The following is a 20503-nucleotide window of genomic DNA, read 5'->3' as shown; positions in this document are numbered from 1 at the left end:
TCGAAGCCACCCCTCGTCATCCGCATTGTCATGCACCACAAGTATCTTGCGGCACAAGACAATGGCTGACTATCTTGTACCGCATGACAAAGGGGCTGCCCGCCGTCGGTGACCAGCGTCGTAGTCAGCTCCTGCGTGGAGTGCTCGACCTGTGCCTGCTCTCGCTGATCGCCGAACGGCCGCGCTACGGCTTCGAGTTCGTGACGGCACTCGCCGACAACGGACTCGACCTCGTGAGCGAAGGCAGCATCTATCCGTTGCTCGCCCGGCTGGAGCGGGAGGGGTTCATCTCCTCGTACCGCGCCCCGTCGGCCAGCGGCGGCGCTCCACGCAAGTACTACCGCCTGACCGAAGCGGGACGTGCCGAACTGGGGAGCGGCCGGGCCGTATGGCAGACCTTCAGCGCGTGTGTGGGGCGGATTCTGACCGACAGCGAACCCACGGGGGGAAGCGCACCATGACGGACCAGCGCGCGATGACGACCCAGCGCACCATGACGACCCCGCAGATACTCGCGGTCTGCCGCAGCAACTGGGAGTACCGGGGCATCGACGAAGCATCCGTCCGGGAGATGCTCGACGAGCTCTCCGCCCATCTGGAGGACGCGGTGGCCGCGGGCCGCACGCCCCAGGACGTCGTGGGCGACGACGTCAAGGAGTTCGCCGCGTCCTGGGCGCGGGCCCGCGCTCCGTTCGGCCGCCGGCTGCTGCGCACGGCGGCGCTGGCCTGCTCCGCGATCGGCTCGGTGATGCTGGTCTCGTGTCTGGTCCGCTGGACCACCGAACGGGTGGTGAGCGTGGACGACGTCGCCTTCCTCGCCCTCGTCGCAGCGGTCACGGTCGCCTGGGAACTGCGCCGCGGCAGCCTGGGTTTCGGCAGGAACCTGGCGGTCGGCCTAGCCGCCGGCCTGGCCGCGGTACTGCTCGCCCACTGGCTGGACGGCGACGGCGACCTGTTCACCCTGCCCCTCTGGGCGGCCCTGGCCCTGCTCCTGCCCGGCCTCCCGTACGCCGCCGCCGACGCGCGCTCCAGGCGAGGCACCACACCCGCCGTCGACTAGGTCGGAGGGGCAGCGATTGGCAGATCCGGGCCGGCGTCGACGGCTGCGAGCAGGCCTTACCGGGGTCGCCAGTGGCCCAGATCTGCCAATCCCTCATCTTTTCGAGGGGGACGGTGAGTGGGAGAGGCCTCGCGTGCGTAAGTAGCCGTGAGGTGGTGTGGGCGACTGCGGAGAAGTGGCGTGAGGTGTGATGGTGGGGGCGGACGAGCAGGGGCGTGGAGGCGGCGGCGAGTTCACAGGGTGGTGCTGTTGGGCGCCCTGCTGGTCCTGCTCCTCCTCGGCGTTACGGGACCGGCGTCGGCCCACGCAGCCCTCCGGGCCACCGACCCCGAGGACGGAACCCTTCTCAAGTCGGCCCCCCGCCACCTCACCCTGACCTTCACGGAGTCCGTCGGTCTGCTCGACGACTCCGTCCGAGTCCTGGACCCCGACGGGCGCCGCCTGCGCACCGGCGAGCCGCAGCACGCGCGGGGCGGCGGCGACACGGCCAGGGTGACGTTGCCCGCGAAGCTGGCCCAGGGGACGTACACCGTCGCCTGGCGGGTGGTGTCGGCCGACAGCCACCCGGTCTCCGGAGCGTTCACCTTCTCCATTGGCAAACGCTCCCTGACCACGGCCACCGTGGACACCGGCCCCACCGAGGACCCGGCGACCAAGGCCCTCTACAACATCGCCCGCTACCTCGCCTACCTCGCCGTCGCCCTGCTCATCGGCACGGCGACGTTCATGGCGGTCTGCCGTCCGCCGGACGCCCCCGTGCTGCACAAGCTGCTGAAGGCGGGCTGGTGGGCTCTCCTCGCCGCCACCCTCGCCCTGTTGGTGCTGCGCGCCCCGTACGAGACGGGTGAGGGGCCGCTGGGGTCCCTCGGCGTCGAGTCCCTGACCCGCACCCTGACCAGCCGCCCGGGCGCGGTCCTGCTGGCACGGCTGGGCCTCCTGGCGGTGGCCGCCGGCTATCTCGTACGACTGTCCGGGCGCCGTCAGCCGTACGGCTGGTCCGGCGCCGCCCTCGCCGTCGGCCTCGCCATGACCTGGGCGGCCGGTGAGCACGCCTCCGCGGGCATCCAGGTGCCGGCCGCGATGACGTCCTCGGCGCTGCACCTGCTGGCCACGGCGGTATGGCTGGGCGGACTGGCTGCCCTGGTCGTGACGCTGTACGGGGCAGACCACCCGACCCCGGCCACGGTCACCCGTTTCTCCCGCCTCGCCTTCGCATCCGTGACCGTCCTGGTCGTCACCGGCGTCTACCAGTCCTGGCGCGGCCTCGGCTCCTGGGACGCGCTCACCGGCACGACGTACGGCAGGCTCCTGATCCTCAAGCTGGCCGCAGTGGCCCTGCTCCTCGGGGCGGCGGCCGTTTCGCGCCGCTGGACGGCGCGCCTTGCGACGGCGGACGCGGAGAGGGAGACGGAGACGGTCGTACGGGATCGGGATCGGGAGCGGGTTCCGGAGATGGCCGGGGGGCCGCCGTCGGCGGAGCAGCCGCCGTCGGCCGACGTATCGCCCCCCACGGACCCCCACCGGCGCGCCCTGCGCCGTTCCGTTCTCGTCGAGGCAGCCGTCGGTGCCGCCGTGCTGGCGGTCACCACGATCCTCACCAGCACCTTGCCCGGCCGGGCGCAGGCCGAGGCGGCGGCGGGCGCGCCCGTGGTGGTCGGTGCCTCCGTCACCGACGTGCCCTTCGACGTCGGCACTCCCGGAGGCCGCGGCAAGGTGCAGATCACCCTCGACCCCGGCCGGGTCGGCGACAACTCGATCGAGGCCCTCGTCTTCGGCCCCGACGGCGGCGTGGCCATCGTCCCCGAACTGCGGATCTCCTTCACCCTCCCCGCCAAGGACATCGGCCCCCTCGACGCCGAGCTCACCGACAAGGGCGGCTACTGGGGCAACAGCTTCCTCAACCTGCCCATCGCCGGGACATGGCAGATGAAGGTCACCGTGCGGACGTCGGAGGTCGACCAGGTGACCGAGACCAGGGCGGTCGTCGTCCGCTAGGGGCGCGGCACGCGGCCTCAGTTCGCCCCTTGGGCGCTCAAGATCGTTCGAGATATCGGTCACGTTTCCGAAACGGCGGTCGACAGCTCTTGACGCATGACCTGACATGCGGCTGTTATTGCGCCACCGTGTTCGGTCAAGTTGGTTTCTGGTCGATTACGTCGGACTTGATCACGTCGCCGCCACGGCCACCCCTTGCCTTCAGGAGCCGCAGATGCACCACACCTCCCCCTCCGGCCTCGCCCTCCCTTCGCCCAACCGCCGCACACTGCTGCGCGGCATCGGCGGCGCCGCGGTTCTCGGCGCCGGCATCCCGCTGCTCAGCGCCTGTGGCGGCAGCGGTTCGGCGAGTGACCCGAAGACCGTCACGGTCGGGTCCAACGCGTCGGACGCGGTGCCGAAGAAGGCGTTCGCCGACATCTACGCGGCGTTCAAGAAGGAGTCCGGGCTCACGGTCGACGTGAACACCAAGGACCACAACACGTTCCAGGAGCAGATCAACTCCTACCTGCAGGGCACGCCGGACGACGTGTTCAACTGGTTCGCCGGCTACCGCATGCAGTTCTTCGCGGCCAAGGGCCTGACCACGGCGATCGACGACGTGTGGAAGACCATCGGGGGCAACTTCCCCGACGCGATGCACAAGCTCAGCAAGGGCGAGGACGGCAAGTACTACTTCGTGCCGCTGTACACGTACCCGTGGGCGCTCTTCTACCGCAAGAGCGTCTTCGCGGAGAAGGGCTACGAGGTCCCGACGAAGTGGGACGACTTCGTCGCGCTGTGCAAGCAGATGCAGAAGGACGGCCTCGTCCCGATCGCCTTCGGTGACAAGGACGCCTGGCCCGCGCTCGGCACCTTCGACCAGATCAACTTCCGTGCCAACGGCTACGACTTCCACGTCGAGCTGATGGCCGGCAAGGCCTCGTGGACCGACGCGAAGGTGCGCAAGGTCTTCGACCTGTGGACGGAGATCCTCCCCTACCACCAGGAGGGCGCCACCGGCCGTACCTGGCAGGACGCCGCCCAGACGCTGGCGTCCAAGAAGGCCGGCATGTACCTGCTGGGCACCTTCGTGGGCCAGCAGTTCACCAACGAGGCCGACCGCGAGGACCTGGACTTCTTCGCCTTCCCGGAGATCGACCCGGCGTACGGCCAGGACACCGTCGAGGCGCCCACCGACGGCTTCATGCTCTCCAAGGCCCCGAAGAACAAGGCCGGTGCCGTGAAGCTGCTGGAGTACCTGGGCTCCCCGGCCGCCGAGGAGATCTACCTCAAGTCCGACCCGAACGTGGTCGCCGCCTCCACCAAGGCCGACACCTCCTCGTACAGCGCCCTGCAGAAGAAGGCGTACGAGATGATCTCGGGCGCGAAGTCCCTGACGCAGTTCATGGACCGGGACAGCCGGCCGGACTTCACCTCCACGGTGATGCAGCCCGCGCTGCAGAAGTTCATCCGCGACCCCAAGGGGATCGACAGCCTGCTCTCGTCGATCGAGCGCCAGAAGAAGACGATCTTCGCGTCCGGCTGATCACATGACTACCGACATCACCAAGGAGACCCCGGAGGCGGCCGCCGTGCCGCCTTCGGGCGCTGCCCCCGCCAAGAAGGTGCCCCAGGGGCACCGCCGCCTGCTGACCCGCCGGGACCGGCTCACGCTCGGTGTGATGGCGGGCCTGCCGACGATCCTGCACATCGCCCTCGTGTGGGTGACGGCCTTCGCCTCGATCGCGCTGGCCTTCACCACCTGGGACGGCATCGGCTTCGACTCGATCAAGTGGGTCGGGTTCGAGAACTTCAAGGAACTGTTCACCAACAACCCGCAGTTCTGGCCGGCCGTCGAGCACAACGTCGTCTGGTTCGTCGTGCTCATCCTGATCCCGACGCCGCTCGGGCTGTTCCTCGCCGTGCAGCTGGACAAGAAGATCCGCTTCAGCCGCGTCTACCAGACCGCGTTCTTCCTGCCGGTCGTGCTGTCCATGGCCGTGATCGGGTTTGTGTGGCAGCTGATCTACAACCCGGACACGGGCCTGATCAACAGCCTCATCGGGGCCAACGAGCCGGGCAAGTACATCGACTGGATCGGCGACCCGGACCTCAACCTCTGGGCGATCCTGATCGCCGCGTCCTGGCGCCACACCGGCTACATGATGATCCTCTACCTGGCCGGCCTCAAGGGCGTCGACCCCGCGCTGCGGGAGGCGTCCGCGCTGGACGGGGCGGGCGAGTGGCAGACCTTCAAGAACGTCATCTTCCCGACGCTTCGGCCCACCAACACCATCGTCCTGGTCGTGACGATCATCGAGGCGCTGCGCGCCTTCGACCTGGTCTTCGTCTTCAACAAGGGCGCCGAGGGCACCGAGCTGCTGTCGATCCTGGTCACCAACAACATCATCGGTGAGTCCAGCCGCATCGGTTACGGCTCCGCGATCGCCGTCGTCCTGCTGCTGATCTCCCTCGCCGTGATCATCCCCTACCTGATCGCGACCTTCCGGAAGGAGCGGCGCGCATGAGCTCCGTGAGCGCGCTGGGCAAGCAGCGCACCCCCGTCCGCCCGGCCCGGATCCTGCTGCACGTCTTCCTCGCGTCCATGGCGCTGGCCTGGCTCGCCCCGCTGCTGTGGGCGATCTACGCGGCCCTGCGCCCATACGGCGAGACCAGCGAGAAGGGCTATGTCTCCTGGCCCGACAAGCTGACGTTCGAGAACTTCACGAACGCGTTCACGCAGTCGGACATGACGCACTACTTCGGCAACACGATGCTGATCGCGATCCCGGCCGTACTGCTGACGCTGTTCCTGTCGTCGATGGTCGCCTTCTACGTCAGCCGCTTCGACTTCCGCGTCAACCTGTTCCTGCTGCTGGTCTTCACGGCCGGCAACCTGCTCCCGCAGCAGGTCATCATCACCCCGCTGTACCGGCTGTACCTGCTCGTCGACCTGCCCGGCATCACCATGAGCGGCAAGCTCTACGACTCCGCTCTCGGCCTGGTCCTCATCCACGTGGCGTTCCAGTCGGGCTTCTGCGCCTTCGTGCTGAGCAACTACATGAAGATGCTGCCGCACGAGCTGACCGAGGCGGCCCTCGTCGACGGCGCCTCGGTGTGGCGGCTGTACTGGCAGATCACCCTGCCGCTGTGCAAGCCGGCGATGGCGGCCCTCGGGACCCTGCTGTCCATCTGGATCTACAACGACTTCTTCTGGGCCCTCGTGCTGATCTCGACCGGCGAGAACATGCCGATCACGTCGGCGCTGAACAACCTCTCCGGGCAGTACTTCACCGACCCCAACCTGATCGCGGCCGGCGCCCTGATCACCGCGGTCCCGGTCCTGGTCGTGTACTTCCTGCTCCAGCGCCAGTTCGTCAGCGGCCTCACCCTCGGCGCCAACAAGGGCTGACGGCCCGCCACCGAAGCCGACGGCCCCCTTCGTGAAAGAGACACCCGTGCACCACCCCTTCACCCCCGTCGCCTCCGTGCCCGTGGACGAGGCCTGCGCCCGCGTCCACGAGGAGGGCTGGCAGTCCTGGAGCCCCAGCGGCGCCTACGCCCTCGGCGACAAGCCGTACCGCCCGACCAACGCCAACTGGGCGACGGTCTGTTACCGGCCGGGCGTCACCGTCCCGGAGGGCACGTTCCAGGGCGAGGGCCTGCTGGCGCTCGACCCCGGCGACGGATCGCCGGTCCGCCTGTGGGCGGCGGTCGATCCGACGCGTGAGGTCCCGTCGATCCGGCTGGCCGTGGTGGACGGTCAGGCCGAGGTCAGTGCCGACGGCGCGGTGAAGGAGTGGACGGGCGCCACCGTGCAGTCGGTGCTGGGCGACTGGGCGAGCAGCCTCCAACTGCCCGCCCCGCGCCCGGCCCCGACGGTCTGGTGCTCCTGGTACGAGTACTTCACCGCCGTCACCGAGGACGACATCCACGAGAACCTCCGTGCGATGGAGACCCTCGACCTGCCCATCGCCGTCGTCCAGATCGACGACGGCTACCAGAAGGCCCTCGGCGACTGGCTGACCCTCTCCGGCCGCTTCCGCTCCCGCGCCGGCATCGCGGACGCCATCCGGGCGCGGGGCCGCCGGGCGGGCATCTGGACCGCGCCCTTCCTGGTCGACCCGGCGAGCGACCTGGCCGCCGAGCACCCCGAGTGGCTGGTCCGGGACACGGACGGCGGCTTCACGCACGCCGGCCGCAACTGGGGCCACGACCTGCGCGTCCTGGACACCACGCACCCCGAGGCGGCGGCGTATCTGACGGACGTGTTCCGCACGCTGCGCGCCGAGGGCTACGACTACTTCAAGGTCGACTTCCTCTACGCGGGCGCCCTGGACGGCGTACGGCACGACGGGGACATGGACGCGCTGACGGCGTACCGCTCCGGCATCGAGCTGATCCGCGAGGCGATCGGCGAGGACGCGTACCTGCTGGGCTGCGGCGCGCCGATCCTCCCCTCCATCGGCCTGTTCGACGCGATGCGGGTCAGCCCCGACACGGCCCCGCACCGCCGTCCCGAGGCCGACGACTACAGCCAGCCCGGCCAGGACCCGGCCGAGTTCACCGGCGTCGGCCGCCAGTGGCAGCACGGCCGGTTCTGGGTCAACGACCCCGACTGTCTGATGGCCCGCCCGGCGGTGGAGACCCGTGAGCGGTGGGCGGCGCACGTCGAGGCGACGGGCGGCCTGATGGCGTCCAGCGACCGCCTGCTGTCCCTGGACGAGTGGGGCGTGGCCACCACCCGCCGTCTCCTCGGGGGAGCCGACCTGTGAAGCGCGAACTGTCCGTCCCCGGCATCGCCTACGGCGGCGACTACAACCCCGAGCAGTGGCCCGAGGAGGTCTGGGCCGAGGACATGCGCCTGATGCGCGAGGCCGGGGTGACCATGGTCAGCGTCGGCATCTTCTCCTGGGCACTGCTGGAGCCGAAGGAGGGCGCGTACGACTTCACGTTGCTGGACCGCGTCCTGGACCTGCTGCACGCCCACGGCATCGCGGCCGACCTCGCGACCCCGACGGCGGCGCCCCCGGCGTGGTTCTTCCGCGCCCACCCCGAGGCGCTGCCGGTGGACAAGGACGGCAGGGCGCTGTCGTACGGCAGCCGCCAGACGTTCTGCCCGAGCAGCCCGGCGTACCGCGAGGCGGCGCTGCGGATGGCGCGGGCGCTGGCCGAGCGGTTCGCGGACCATCCGGCGGTGGCGATGTGGCACGTCCACAACGAGTACGGCTGCCACAACGCCGAGTGCTACTGCGACGAGAGCGCGGCCGCCTTCCGGCGCTGGCTGCGCAGGCGGTACGCGGACGATCTGACGGCTCTCAACGACGCCTGGGGCACCCGCTTCTGGAGCCAGTGGTACTACGACTGGGACGAGATCCTCCCGCCGCGTCCGACGGGCGCCGTCCCGAACCCCACCCACCAGCTGGACTGGCGCCGCTTCTGCAGCGACGAACTGCTGTCGCTGTACGAGGCGGAGCGCGAGGTCCTGCTGGCGGCGGCCCCGGACACGCCCGCCACCACCAACTTCATGGTGATGTACAACTTCGACGCGCTGGACTACTGGCGCTGGGCCCCGAAGCTGGACCTCGTCTCCAACGACCACTATCTGCAGTCCGCCGACCCCGAGTCGCAGATCGACATCGCCCTCAGCGGCGACCTGGTCCGCTCCCTCGCGGGCGGCCCGTGGCTGCTGATGGAGCACTCGACGGGCGCCGTGAACTGGCAGCCGGTGAACCGGGCCAAGAATCCTGGCGAGTTGAGGCGGAACGCGCTCGCCCATGTGGCCCGCGGCGCGGACGGCATCGCCTACTTCCAGTGGCGCGCGGCGAAGGCGGGCGCCGAACAGTGGCACTCGGCGATGCTCCCGCACGCCGGTACGGGCAGCCACATCTGGCGTGACGTCGTGCGACTGGGCGCGGACCTGCGGGCGTTGGCCGAGGTGCGCGGCAGCGTCGGCACGGCCGAGGTGGCGATCGTCTGGGACTGGAACTCCCGCTGGGCCATGGAACTCCCCTCCCAGCCGAGCGGCGAGCTGCGCTTCCAGGACCTGGTGCGCGCCTGGTACGAGCCGCTGTGGCGGTCGGGTGTCGCGGTGGACTTCGTACGCCCGGACGCGGACCTGTCGGGATACCGGCTGGTCCTGGCGCCGAGTCTGTATTTGGTGGACGACGAGGGCGCGAGCAACCTCACGGCCTTCGCGGAGCGCGGCGGCACGCTCGCCGTCGGCTTCCACAGCGGGGCGGTCGACGAGAACTGCCACGTCCGGATGGGCGGTTACCCGGGCGCGTTCCGGGAGGCGCTGGGGGTGCTGACCGACGAGCTGTTCCCGCTGCTGCCCGGCGAGTCCGTGGGGCTCAGCGGGGGCGGCACCGGGACGCTGTGGTCGGAGCGCGTGGGCCTGGCCGGCGCGGAGCCGGTCGAGTCGTACACGACCGGCCCGCTGGCGGGCGGACCCGCGGTGACGCGCAACTCCCATGGCGAGGGCGCCACTTGGTACCTCGCCACGCAGCCGGACGCGGCGACGCTGGCCGGGCTGCTGGACCGCATCCGCGCGGAGGCGGGCGTGCGGCCGGTCCGTGCGACGCCCCAGGGTGTCGAGGCGGCCCTGCGGCGGGGCCCGGACGCCGACTACCTCTTCCTGATCAACCACACCGACCGGCCCGCCCATGTCGCGGTCGCGTCGGACGCCACGGAACTGCTGACGGGCAGGGCGGTACCGGGGGCGGTCAGCGTCGCGGCGGGGGAGATCGCGGTGGTGCGGGAGCCGCACGCGGGCTGAGTGATCAGGCACGCGTCAGGCGATGAGCATCAACACGAGTACCACCAGCACGGCACCCAGGACCAGCAGGCTCCCGATGAAGAGCCGGTCCGGGATGCCGCCGGGGTCCGAGGCGACGTCGGTTCGCTGTGGGGGTGACGCGGTGGGCGCCTGAACGGGGCGGGGCGGCTGGGGCGCGGCGGGCTGTCTGCCGTCGCGGTTCAGCGCGTTCAGCAGCAACTGGCGCCACAGCTCCGGCGGCAGGTCGGGGATCTGGTCGCTGTCCGGTCGGATGATGCTTCGCTGGAGCCAGGTGGACGCGGCCACGTCGGTGCTCTGGCTCATCAGGTTCAACACCTTCGACAGCTGGGCGAAATGGCGCGGGTCCCGGGCCACCGGGGCGACCGCCCAGGTGAAGAGGTGGGCCGCCCGGATGGCCAGGGCCGTCTTCGACGTGTCTTCCGGGCTCGGCTCCTCCGGCTTGAAGTACAGGCGCTTGCGGAGGACCTCCGCGCACAGTTCGTGCCGCGTCTGCGGATCACGATCCTCGACGCGGCCGGGCCCGCCCAGCTCGTCCAGCACCAACTCGACCGATTCCGCAGGCAGATCGCTGGAGCGCAGCTCGTGCAGGAGCAGTTCGTCGGACTGCATGCGCAGCTCCGCCATCAGATAGCTGCGCCGACTGCCGTCCCCGTCCCCGCGCCGGTAGCCGCACAGCTTCAGGTGGAGGGCGTGGGCGTCGTGCGGGTCGTGGCCGTTCGGGCTGGGTGCGGGGGCGGGCGCGGGTGCGGGTGTGTGCGGGGGCTGTGGGGGCGCGGGTGAGGGGGGCGGGTACGGCTGTCCGTACGGGTCCGCGTACGGGGCTTCCCGGTACGGCTCCGTGTAAGTCTCCGGATACGGAGCCTCCGCGTAAGAAGCCTCCTGGTACGGAGCCTCCGGGTACGGGTCCGTGGTGATCGTGGGGCCGGCCGGCTGCCCGGCCAGGTCGAGTTCCCGGGGGCGATCCCGCTCCTGGGCGCGATCCCGTTCCTGCTCCCGCTCGCCGGCCCGCTCCCGGGACCGGCCCCGTTCCTGGCGGTCGGGGCCGAGGATCTTCCTGAGCCGGTCGCGGCGTCGCTCCCAGTTCAGGGCCGCACCGTCGGGGAGCTCCTTGACCAACTGCGGTACGCCGGGAGCCGCCTGCGGGTGGGCCAGGAGGTGGGCCACCAGCTGCGCCGCCGCCCTGTGCTCGAACTGGACGGTGGCCGGTCGGCGTCCCACGACCCGGGCCAGCGGGCCGGAGCCACCCGCGTCCGGCTCCCAGTGCGGGACGGACATCAGCCGCAGGGGATGGCTGTCCACCGTGTCGTACGTGGCGAACGTCCACTCCGTATCGAGCCAGGAACCGAAGATCAGGAACAGTCCGAGATAGGCGAGCGGCACCATGGCCGGGTCCGGCCAGCGCTCCGGTGTCTTCTCCTCCAGCAGCAGCGACACCCGCTGCCTCGGATCGCGCAGCAACTCCGCGCCCGCGAGGATCAGCGCGCGCTCGATCTCCGGCAGCCGCTCGACCATGCCGGGCAGTCGGCCCCTCGACAGATCGTGGAGGTCCGTGAGATCGAACTTCGTCAGCCGGCCTGACTCCTGCTCGGCCCTCTCCTGCTTGCGCCAGCCGCCGTACGCGAGCCCGAGACAGCGTGCGGGCGGCAAGGTCCCGCGGTCGCCGACCAGCACATGGCTGACCGTGCTGGGCCGTCCGCCACGGTCGGTCGTGGGCCAGCGCTGGACGAGCAGGACGTCGCCGTCGCGGGACAGGGTGCGCACGACGCTCGGGCGGGCGGCCGCCGCGCCGGACACCCACAGCAACGGGCCCAGTTCCCGGCCCAGTTCCTCGGCCCGCCCGGCCTCGCAGGAGTGGGCGACGGCGTTCATTCCGGTGCCCTGGCGGCCGTGGTTGCCGTCCCACCGGAAGACGACCTGGTGCACCGAGTCCCGGTCCTGGAAGTCGTTCACTGTTGTTCCCCTCCCTCGGATCCCTCGGGCTCCTCGGACCCGTCGGACCTCTCGAAAGCCCTCTCGAACCGCTCGGGTTCCTCGGCTTCACCGGCGTCCGCGGCGGCCTCCCACGGCACCGCTTCGAGCGCCGGCGCCTCTCCCACCGCCAACGCCTCGGCGCCGCCCGGAACTTGGATCAGCCCGTGCATGGCCAGCAGCGCAAGCAGCGGCTCCAGCACCCGGCGGGGCCCCGCCCCCGCCGGATAGCGGCCGTGGTCCTCCTGGCCGCCGGTGGCGGACGCGATGTGCAGGGTGCAGCGGCGGATCGCGTCGAAGGGGCGCAGCCACGCCTGACCCGCGTGCCGACGCAGCAGCCCGTACAGGTCCCGGCTCTCCTCGCGGATCAGCTCGGGGTCCAGCGAGGTGGCCGGGGGCCGGCTCAGCCAGCGGTCCACGGGCGGCTGGAACCTGAGCAGGTCGGCCTTGCCGAGCACCATCGCGGCCGGCACGTCCAGATACCCGCCGTTCTTCGGCAGCCGGTCCAGGACCGTGCCGAAGGCGAGGTCGCCGTCCCGGTTCACCTCCACTCCCCAGCGTTCCCTGGCGTGGTCCAGCTGCGGCAGCGGCAGGGCGAGGGCCGGGTCGACGACGAAGACCAGGGCGTCGACCCCGAGCAGGAACCTGAGCGCCGCGTCGGTCCGTACCAGGTCCTCGCCGCCCAGGTCGAAGAAGGCGACCGGGCGTACCTGCCCCCGGGCGTCGGTGATCAGCAGGGACTCCACGAAGTGGGCGAAGTCGTCCATGCCCAGTGCCGCCGTGTGGTCCAGCACCTTGCCGTTGCGCAGCGGCTGCACCCGGTCCCGTACATAGCGGGCGTGCTGCTCCGGATTGACGGACTGCCATTTCAGGCCGAACGGCTCCAGGCCGCCGTCGGTGATGGCCGCGATCATCTGGGCCAGCAGATGGCTCTTGCCGGTGGAGGACTGGCCGACCATCGCGACGGTCAGCGGGCGGCCGTACGTCAGGTAGGGCACCGGGATGTAGTGCGCGGGGAACTCCGGGTCCGCCGTGCACTTCTGGACGGCGCCGCGCATGATGTCGGTCCGCCGCAGGGGGTTCTTGATGCCGGCCAGGTCCAGCGGCTGGTACTGCATCCGGCTGTCGGTGACGAACAGCTTCGTCAGGTCGAGCCGGATGGTCTCCAGGCAGTACGGGCAGAGCACCTCGCCGTCGGCCGACCCCGGCCCGGAGCCGCTTCGGGGCCGGGCCGCGGGTGCCTGGCGTTTGAGGCGCAGCGCCTCCTCGAAGGCCTCGTGATGGGGGCGCGTCTCGTCGGGGGGCACGGCGAGCCGGACGCGGCGCGCGGCACCCGGCGCCACGAGGTCGAGCACCTGGGCGGGTGTCGGCCGGTCGGCCGCCCTCGGGGCGAAGGCGTCCCGCAACGTCTGGTCGAGCTTGCGGTGTTCGCCGAGGTCGGCGGGCGGCCGGTCGGCGGGGCCGGCCCGCCCCGTCACCAGCTGGTAGAGGACCTGGGCCGCGCTCCACACCGCGTCCCGGGAGTCGGCGAGGGCCTCGCCCCGGCGCTGTTCGGGCGAGCAGAAGGGCGAGCGGCCCCACGGGCGCCGCGGCCGTCCGGTCCGGGTCACCGACTCCAGCCCCCACAGCTGGACCTTGGCGCCGTCCCAGAACACGGTGGCGGGCGAGATGCCGCGCGGCACCAGGCCCTGACCCTCCAGCAGGCACAGGGCCAGCATCAGATCGCGGGTGAAGATCTCCTGGTCGGTCGCGGACATCACATGGATCCGCGCGACGGGCGTGCCGCGCGGCGGGTCGTACAGCAGATACGGCTCGGCGGTGTCCAGCTCGTAGCCGACGATCCTCGGGAAGAGGGCCGCGTACTCCGTGCCGCCCAGCAGCTGGTTCAGCTGCAGTGCCGTGCCCGCCTCGGTGTCCAGCAGGGCGCGCGCCGCCGGGTTCGCCGCCTCCTTGGCGCTCAGGCGTACCTGCACGCACTGCTGTCCCTCGTCGTCGAGGACGGCCTTGCGGATCAGCTGGGGCAGCAGCCGGTCGCGGCGGAACTCGCGGCCGACCCGGACCGGGGTGACGCGCCGCCGCCCCGACGGCACGGTGAACGCGAGCTTGTCCGGAGCCGGTCCGCCCGGCCCCGGCAGCGCGGAATGCGTGGTGCTCGTCACCAGCTGTCGCCGTCCCCTCGGTCGTCGCTCTGCGTCCAGTCGCCCGAGCCCAGCCAGTCAGCGGAGTCCGCCCGGTCGTACGAGGCGGGCGGTTCGTGGGAGGCGTGCGGTTCGTGCGAGGCGGTCCGCTCGTAGGGGTTCGCCGGCTCACCCCGGTCGGGCCGGTCGTACGGCTCATCCCGGTCGTACGGCTCTGTCCGGTCGTAGGCGTCCGTCGAGCCGTACGCCTCCCTCCCGTGGTCCCTGCCCATGTCCCCGTCCATGTCCGTCCCGTCCGGCCCCGAGCCGTGCCGGGGCCGGACGGTGTGCACCACGCCCATGCGCAGCGGGGTGAGCCGCACCAGGCCGGCGTACCGGCCCGACGACGTCCACAGGACGTCCTCCGGGTGCGCCGAACCGCTCGTCCGCCAGGCCTTCTCGACCTCGTCGCGGACGGCCCTCGGGGCGAATCTGAGCCACACCGCGGCCGACGGGTCGCGGCTGAGCAGGGTGCCCTGCTCGGGTGTGGACAGCTGCACCACGGACTGCCGGTCGGCCTCCGCGCCGACCAGTTCGGCCGGTCCGTGCGGGTCGGTGCCGAGCAGGTTCGCCGAGGTGGCGCGGACGCGGCGGGGGGCGGCGAACGGGGGCGGGGCCAGCACGCCGTTGTGCTGGAGGTGGTGCCGGGCCGTCGACAGCAGCTCGCGGACCCGTTCCTCGGTGCGCAGGACGGCGCGGGCGCCGGCCTGGCCGCGCTCGACGGCACCCCAGTAGTGCTTCATCGCCTCCAGGGCCGCGTCCGTCAGGTCGGCGGACAGGGTGGCGACCAGCTCGGGCCCGCCCTCCCCGCTCTCCCGCTCCAGCCAGCGCGGGGCAACTCCCTTGCCGCGTCGCCCGGTTGGGGCGCCGCCACTGTCCCGGCCGGGCTCCTTCGCCTTCTCCTCCTCCGCCGGCTCGTCCTCCCAGGCGTACACGCTCGCCCAGTCGCCGTCGTCGGAGTCGGCGAGGGCCGCGTCCGGCTCCAGGTCCGTGTCGTCGACGAGCCAGTCGTCCTCGACGGACGTCCCGGCGCCGGACGCGCCGAAGGCCGGGGACACCCCGGCGGCCACGAGGTGCTCCGGCTCGGGCACCGCCTCCGCCTCGGCCGCGGCCGCCGTCGCCCGCAGCATGCCGGCCACGGAACGGGCCGCGTCGGCGCAGTACAGCCGCTCCTCCACGGCCCAGTGCTCCCGGACCCCCTCGGCCAGCACCGCGTCCAGGCCCTCAAGTGCCCTGCGCAGTACGGCGGTCGCGTGGCCCGGAGCCCAAGCGGCGGCCGCCGCACGCCAGAGCCGGCGGACCGTCTCCTCCGCGACGCCGAGGGCGACCAGCAGTCCGACGGTGCCCACCCAGACCGGCGAATCGGTCGCGTACCCCACCGTCGCCCCGACCACCGTGCCGGCGACCGCCGCGACCGTGGGGGCCACGCCCCAGCGGCCCCGGCGTCCCGTCCCCTTCAGCCGGGCCGACCCGAGCAGGGCCATCCCGGCGAACAGCAGCGGCACGACGACCGCCAGCCCGAGGAACGGCCCCGACCACAGCGCGCCGAGCAGCCCCGCCCCCGCCGCCGCCAAGGGGCCTACCACCGCGATGCCGGGGACCTCGGCGCCCACCGTGCCCGCCGCGCCCGTCTGCCGGGCCACGGCCTCGGCGGAGTGGGGGGCGAGCTTCGGCAGCAGCGCCGAGCCGGGCACCGGCTCCACCCGCCCGGCCAGGCCGGTGAAGCGCTGGGCCACCGACCGCAGGGCGAGCTGCTGGCCCAGCAGCTTGTGGGCGAACTCCCGCAGCCCCTCGCCGATCCGCTCGCCCAGGCCCTCGGCCGACGGCACCCGCAGCCCGAGGGCCGCGAGCCGGGTCGCCGACTCGGCGGCCGACGGGGCGCTGCCGCCGCCGCTGCGCAGGGCCGTGGCGACGAGATCCCGGTAGGTGTCGAGGGCCTGGCGCGCCTGGTCGACGTCCGCTTCGAACGCCTCCCGGCGGGAGGACCGCAGCAGGCCGGGCAGGGTCCGCAGCCCGGCCAGCGCGTCCTCGGCGTAGTCGAGGGCGTCCGCACAGGCACGGTAGGCGTCGTCGGCGACGCCGCCGGGCTCCCGGTGCCCCAGGTCCCGGCCGCCCCGGCCCGCGACCAGGCCGCGCAGCGGCTCCGGCAGATCGGCGCCGGAGGAGGCGGTCAGCAGTACGTCCGGGGCGAGTTCGGTGTCCGCCCCGGCGAACCGGGTGAGCGCGTCGCGCCAGGCCCGGTCACGCACCTCCGGCGGCAGGTCCTGCTCCAGCAGCCGTACGCCGGGCGCGGCGACGGCCTCGGGCAGCTGCTGGATGCGCTCCAGCACATCGAGGTAGACGTCCGGCACCGACAGCACGTCCACCAGGACCGCCAGCGCGTCCGGGTCGTCGGGCTCGGGCTGCTCCAGCGCGGTGCGGGCGGAGCGCAGATCGCCGGCCCACAGCAGTGCGGTGCCCGAGGCCCGCAGCACCGCGGGCCGCAGCAGCCGGCGGTCGGGCTGGAAGCCGCCCTCCGCACCGGCGAACGCGCCCGGCGCGCTGCCGACCAGCAGCACCAGCAGCCTGACCTCGCCCACCGCCCGGTAGCCGGTGAGCAGCTCGTACTGCGGCTGGTGGTCGGTGAGCCCGGCCGGGGTGTCGACCACCAGGAACAGCGGTTCGTCCGGCTCCGGCAGTCCGGCCCGGCCCAACTCCTGGGCGACCCTGGCCCGCAGGGCGGACGGGCTGTGCAGCGCCGCCGCCCCGGCGCGCAGGTCGAGAGGGATGACCGTACTGAAGTCCTGGGACCGGCTCACTGCGCGTCACCGTCCCAGGGGGCGCGACGGCCGGTGCCGCCGGGCTCGTCGTCGTCCCACGACGGCCGCGGCACCTCGTCGTCGTCCCGGGCGGAGTACCGGCTGCCGCCGCCGTACTCCCCGGCGCGCGCTCCGCCGGCCTCGGTCTCCGCCGAGCGGTCCGACCCCCATCCCCGGCCGGCCCGGCTGTCGCGCCCTTCCCCGTCGTCCGCGTCGGGCCGGTCGTAGACGTCATAGTCGTCGCGGCGGCTGTCGGCGCGGGCGCCGGTGTCGCTGTCGCGGCGGGCGCCCCAGCCGTCCCGGTCCTCGTCGCCGCGTTGGTCGGCGTACGGCCTGTCGTAGTCGTCGTGCCGGCCCCGGCCGCGCGGCGTGACCGGTGCGGTCCCCCAGTCGTCCTCGTCCGGTGCGGGCCGCCGGGGCTCCCTGAGCTCCTCGCGGATGCCGGGGCGGGCCGGGGTGCCGCCGCGGATGTGTTCCAGCAGGGTGCGCAGGGTCGGCTGGACCGCCCGCTGGTCGCCGAACTGGGTGTCCAGCGCTGCGGGGAGGGTCTCCGCCCAGAACTCCCACAGCGGCCGCACCCAGCCCTCGACCCGCTCGCCGCCCCGCTCCCGGCGCTCCGCCAGCAGCTCCAGCTGACGCGGGGCGACCTTCTCGACCAGGTCGACGAAGAGGGGATGCGGTTCGCTGCCGGTGCGGGCCAGGCCCAGCGGCTGGGCCCGCATCAGCTCCCGGCAGTAGTCCTCGACGATCCGCTCGTCGTCGAGGACCGTCCAGCGTTCGTACGAGCGCAGCAGCTCGGCCCAGCTAGACACGCCCCCGGGGTAGTCGCCCAGCCGCAGCCGCACGCCGGGGATGTCCGTGCCCTTGTCGGGGGACAGCCGCAGCCGGACCCGGTCCGGGGAGGCCGGGTCGCCGTCCACCACGTCCACCTGGCCGTTCCACATGCAGCACAGGAGGCGGTGCAGGATGACCCGCCGGTCCTCCTCGCTGCTGACCATCCAGCTGTCCCGGTAGCCGAGCCGCTGCCGCCACCGCAGGACGTCCTGGGCCTGCTCGTTGTCCTTCGCGCGGGCCCACTGGCGCAGCACCTTGCGAGCCTCGGGCACCTGGGTGAGGCTCATCTCGCTGCGGAAGAGGACCACGGTGATCGAGTCGCTCTCCACGCCCCGGTACTCCACGGAGTTCTTCGCGTCCGAGGGCAGCCGCAGCGTCTTGCCGAGGTACTCCTGCACCTCCTCCACGGCCTGCACCCGGGGATAGGTCACCAGGACCCGCAGCAGCCCGGTGCCCTCCGGGGTGAACCCGACCGGCAGCAGCCCGGCCAGCTTCCTGCCGAACAGGTCGAGCGCCTCCTTGCTGACCTGGTCCTTGGCGTCCGCGTCACCCGCGGCCGCGGCCAGCAGCGTGCCCATGGACGGCAGCAGCGGCCGCTCCTCCAGATGCGCCCCGCTCTCGGCGAACAGCCGGGTGATGCGGGCCTCCAGCTGCCCCTTGACCCTCGCCACCGCGCCCTCGGGGTCGCGCCGGCTGAGCCCGTGGACCTGGCGCCAGGTGTCCCCGTCGACCAGCTTGAGCAGCAGCGCCGCCTCGTCGTCGTTCTCGCGCAGCCCCTCCCGGCGGACCAGCCGGGTGACGACGTCCTCGTAGAAGTGGTTGAGAGTGCGCTGCGGCGGCAGCAGATACGAGATGCCGGTGCGGTCCTCGTACAGTTCCAGGCCCTTTTGCTGGGCGGTCTTGCGCTCCTGGTCGCTGTGCCTGCGGAAGGCGTTCACCAGCCGCCCGAGGTCGGTCCCGGCGGCGTCGGCCTGCGGCTGCCAGTGCTGTTGCTGGTCGCGCCAGGCCTCGTGCCACACCATCCGGCAGCGCCACTGGTACCAGGCGTCCTGCTCCTGGATGGCCGCCTGTACGTCGTCATCGCCCCAGCGGGCCGGTGCCAGGCCGCCCAACTGGCCCTTGATGCGGGGGATCTTGGGCGGCTGCTCGGTCACGCCGGGCGGGCGCTGCGGATTGCGGGCGCGGTTCTCCAGCATGCCGAGGAAGCCGAGCCGGGCGATCTGTTCCTCGCTGTCCGGGACGCCCCTGACGACGCGTTCGGCGAGGAAGGGGTCCACGGTCTGGAGCAGCTTGTCGATGGCGGGGCGCGGGGCGAACCGGTCGGCCATCGCGGCGGCGGCGCGGTCCGCCTCGGCCCGCAGGTCGGACAGCAGCCGCTGCATGTCCGCGATGCGTTCGCCCAGTGCCTGCTCGATGTTGCGGCCACCGCGCGGCAGCGGATCGGGCTCGGGCACCGCCAACTGCCTGCGCTCCCACAGCTCTTCGAGGTGGGAGTCGGCGAACAGCTGCCGGATCATCGGCACCGCCCCCTCCCGCAGGACCGCACGCGGCCGCTCCACGAGGTCCGTGACCGCCAGCCGCAGCAGCCGCCCGGCCACCAGGTCGGCGAGCTGGTCCATCGGCGCGGTCATGGAGGCGACCAGGCTGGTGGAGACGCCCTGCCGGCCGATGCCGGTGGGGGAGACCGCGCTGCGCTGCACGCCCCGGTTGATGAAGCTCGCGGCGAAGGTCTGGAAGTCGTCGTCGGCCGCCACCTTCCGGCCCCGGACGCGGCCGTCGCCCAGCTCGGTGCCGATCAGCGACATCACCAGGGAGACGATGGAGCGGCGCAGGTCGTCCGCGCGGATGCCGGCGGTCGGGCTGAACAGGAACGCCGTGGGCAGGATGCCGGTGCGCAGCCGGATCGGCGTCGTGCCCGGGTAGCGGATGCCGAGGCCGAGCTCCTGGTCGAGATCGCCGATCTCGTGGCCCTCCGAGGGCGCGTTCTGCGTGTCCACCAGCCGGAACAGGTCGACCAGCGACCGGGCGGCGTTGAGCTCCGCCTCGCGTCCGCCACCGGTGGCGGCGGAGAACGACGAGGGCATGACGACCAGCGGGTAGATCTTCACGCCGTCGAAGCGGCGCAGCTGGAAGGCGTGGTTGATCAGGTGCAGATAGTCCAGGAAGATCCCGGCGCCGGTGCCGCCGGCCACCGAGAAGGCGACGAACACGTCACAGCCGTTGACCTTGCCGCCGCCGAGTTCGCTGAGTTCGCCCGCCGACTTGGCGATCGCGTCGATCGCCTGGAGGAGCGGTTCGAGGACCGGGGCGAGGCTGTGCCGGAGGGTGGCGAACAGGGCGGCCCGGCCGACGGTGGGCAGCTGGCCCGCGCCGGCGTGCAGCGGGGTGACCTTCGGCTCGTCGATGCGCGGCGGCAGCCAGTCGGCGACCTCGTCGCGCATCACCGCCCGGAGCATCTTGGTCACTTCCGGGGAGGCGTCGAAGTTCGGCAGCAGGTCGTGGGTGGCCCGGGAGGTGCGGGCGTACGCGGCCCGCAGGGACGGGTCCACGTTGAACTGCGGCAGCCGCTGCAGATCGCTCTCGCTGTAGTCCGCGTACACGAACTGCAGGCAGTCGGGCAGCTGGAAGGGGGCGTGGCCGCTCTGCCGGCTGAGCGCCATGCCGTCCGGACCGCACAGCTCGGTGCGCAGTCTGCGTTCCAGCTCGGCTCCGACCAGGCCTCCGGTGCCGCCCAGGCCGACGAAAAGCATCGGCTGGAAGATCTTCATGGTTTCCTCCCCGCTGCACGGCCGACGCGGCCGCCGGTTCGTGCTCGGTACGTCTGTGGTGCCGCGCGGCGGGACGGCCGCGCGGCGGTGCGATGCGATGTGGTGCGGTGCGCCGAGGCGCT

At 72.3% G+C, this 20503-nt stretch carries 12 protein-coding genes; 8 read left to right on the top strand and 4 right to left on the bottom strand.

The features are described 5' to 3' along the window. Positions 1-83 precede the first annotated feature (83 nt). The 8 genes from ACIREI_RS38450 to ACIREI_RS38415 all read left to right on the top strand — a co-directional run bounded on the left by ACIREI_RS38450 (position 84) and on the right by ACIREI_RS38415 (position 9815). Positions 84-461, top strand: coding sequence for a PadR family transcriptional regulator (locus ACIREI_RS38450; protein WP_403343376.1), 378 nt, complete (start codon positions 84-86; stop codon positions 459-461). Then, positions 458-1060 carry a hypothetical protein gene (locus tag ACIREI_RS38445; RefSeq protein ID WP_403343373.1) on the top strand — a complete coding sequence of 201 codons (603 nt, stop codon included), beginning with the start codon at positions 458-460 and terminating at the stop codon, positions 1058-1060. Before ACIREI_RS38450 ends, ACIREI_RS38445 begins: the two co-directional genes overlap by 4 nt. A gap of 243 nt (positions 1061-1303) precedes the next feature. Next, positions 1304-3055 (top strand): copper resistance CopC/CopD family protein, encoded by a 1752-nt coding sequence (locus ACIREI_RS38440; protein WP_403343560.1) that lies wholly within the window; start codon positions 1304-1306, stop codon positions 3053-3055. Between the two features lie 214 nt (positions 3056-3269). Continuing rightward, on the top strand, positions 3270-4583 hold the full coding sequence (locus ACIREI_RS38435; RefSeq protein ID WP_403343370.1) for an ABC transporter substrate-binding protein: 1314 nt from the start codon (positions 3270-3272) through the stop codon (positions 4581-4583). A gap of 4 nt (positions 4584-4587) precedes the next feature. Then, on the top strand, positions 4588-5565 hold the full coding sequence (locus ACIREI_RS38430) for a carbohydrate ABC transporter permease (RefSeq protein WP_403343367.1): 978 nt from the start codon (positions 4588-4590) through the stop codon (positions 5563-5565). Beyond that, positions 5562-6449, top strand: coding sequence for a carbohydrate ABC transporter permease (locus ACIREI_RS38425; RefSeq protein ID WP_403343364.1), 888 nt, complete (start codon positions 5562-5564; stop codon positions 6447-6449). Before ACIREI_RS38430 ends, ACIREI_RS38425 begins: the two co-directional genes overlap by 4 nt. 46 nt (positions 6450-6495) lie before the next feature. Beyond that, positions 6496-7812, top strand: coding sequence for a glycoside hydrolase family 36 protein (locus ACIREI_RS38420; RefSeq protein WP_403343557.1), 1317 nt, complete (start codon positions 6496-6498; stop codon positions 7810-7812). Next, entirely contained in the window at positions 7809-9815 is a 2007-nt protein-coding gene (locus ACIREI_RS38415; RefSeq protein ID WP_403343362.1) for a beta-galactosidase, read from the top strand. Before ACIREI_RS38420 ends, ACIREI_RS38415 begins: the two co-directional genes overlap by 4 nt. 15 nt (positions 9816-9830) lie before the next feature. Here the strand turns inward: ACIREI_RS38415 and ACIREI_RS38410 are convergent, their stop codons facing one another. The 4 genes from ACIREI_RS38410 to ACIREI_RS38395 are packed head-to-tail and all read right to left on the bottom strand — an operon-like array spanning position 9831 to position 20381. Beyond that, entirely contained in the window at positions 9831-11786 is a 1956-nt protein-coding gene (locus ACIREI_RS38410; RefSeq protein ID WP_403343359.1) for a hypothetical protein, read from the bottom strand. Next, on the bottom strand, positions 11783-13963 hold the full coding sequence (locus ACIREI_RS38405; protein WP_403343356.1) for a hypothetical protein: 2181 nt from the start codon (positions 13961-13963) through the stop codon (positions 11783-11785). Before ACIREI_RS38405 ends, ACIREI_RS38410 begins: the two co-directional genes overlap by 4 nt. Next, complete coding sequence (locus ACIREI_RS38400; RefSeq protein ID WP_403343353.1) at positions 13960-16779, bottom strand: hypothetical protein; 2820 nt, start codon at positions 16777-16779, stop codon at positions 13960-13962. The genes ACIREI_RS38405 and ACIREI_RS38400 overlap by 4 nt, the downstream gene beginning before the upstream one ends. Then, entirely contained in the window at positions 16776-20381 is a 3606-nt protein-coding gene (locus tag ACIREI_RS38395) for a tubulin-like doman-containing protein (RefSeq protein ID WP_403343350.1), read from the bottom strand. The genes ACIREI_RS38400 and ACIREI_RS38395 overlap by 4 nt, the downstream gene beginning before the upstream one ends. Positions 20382-20503 lie beyond the last annotated feature (122 nt).

This window comes from Streptomyces sp. NPDC093591 (assembly GCF_044764885.1).
Classification (GTDB): Bacteria; Actinomycetota; Actinomycetes; order Streptomycetales; family Streptomycetaceae; genus Streptomyces.
This window is presented reverse-complemented; position numbering and strand designations above follow the sequence as displayed.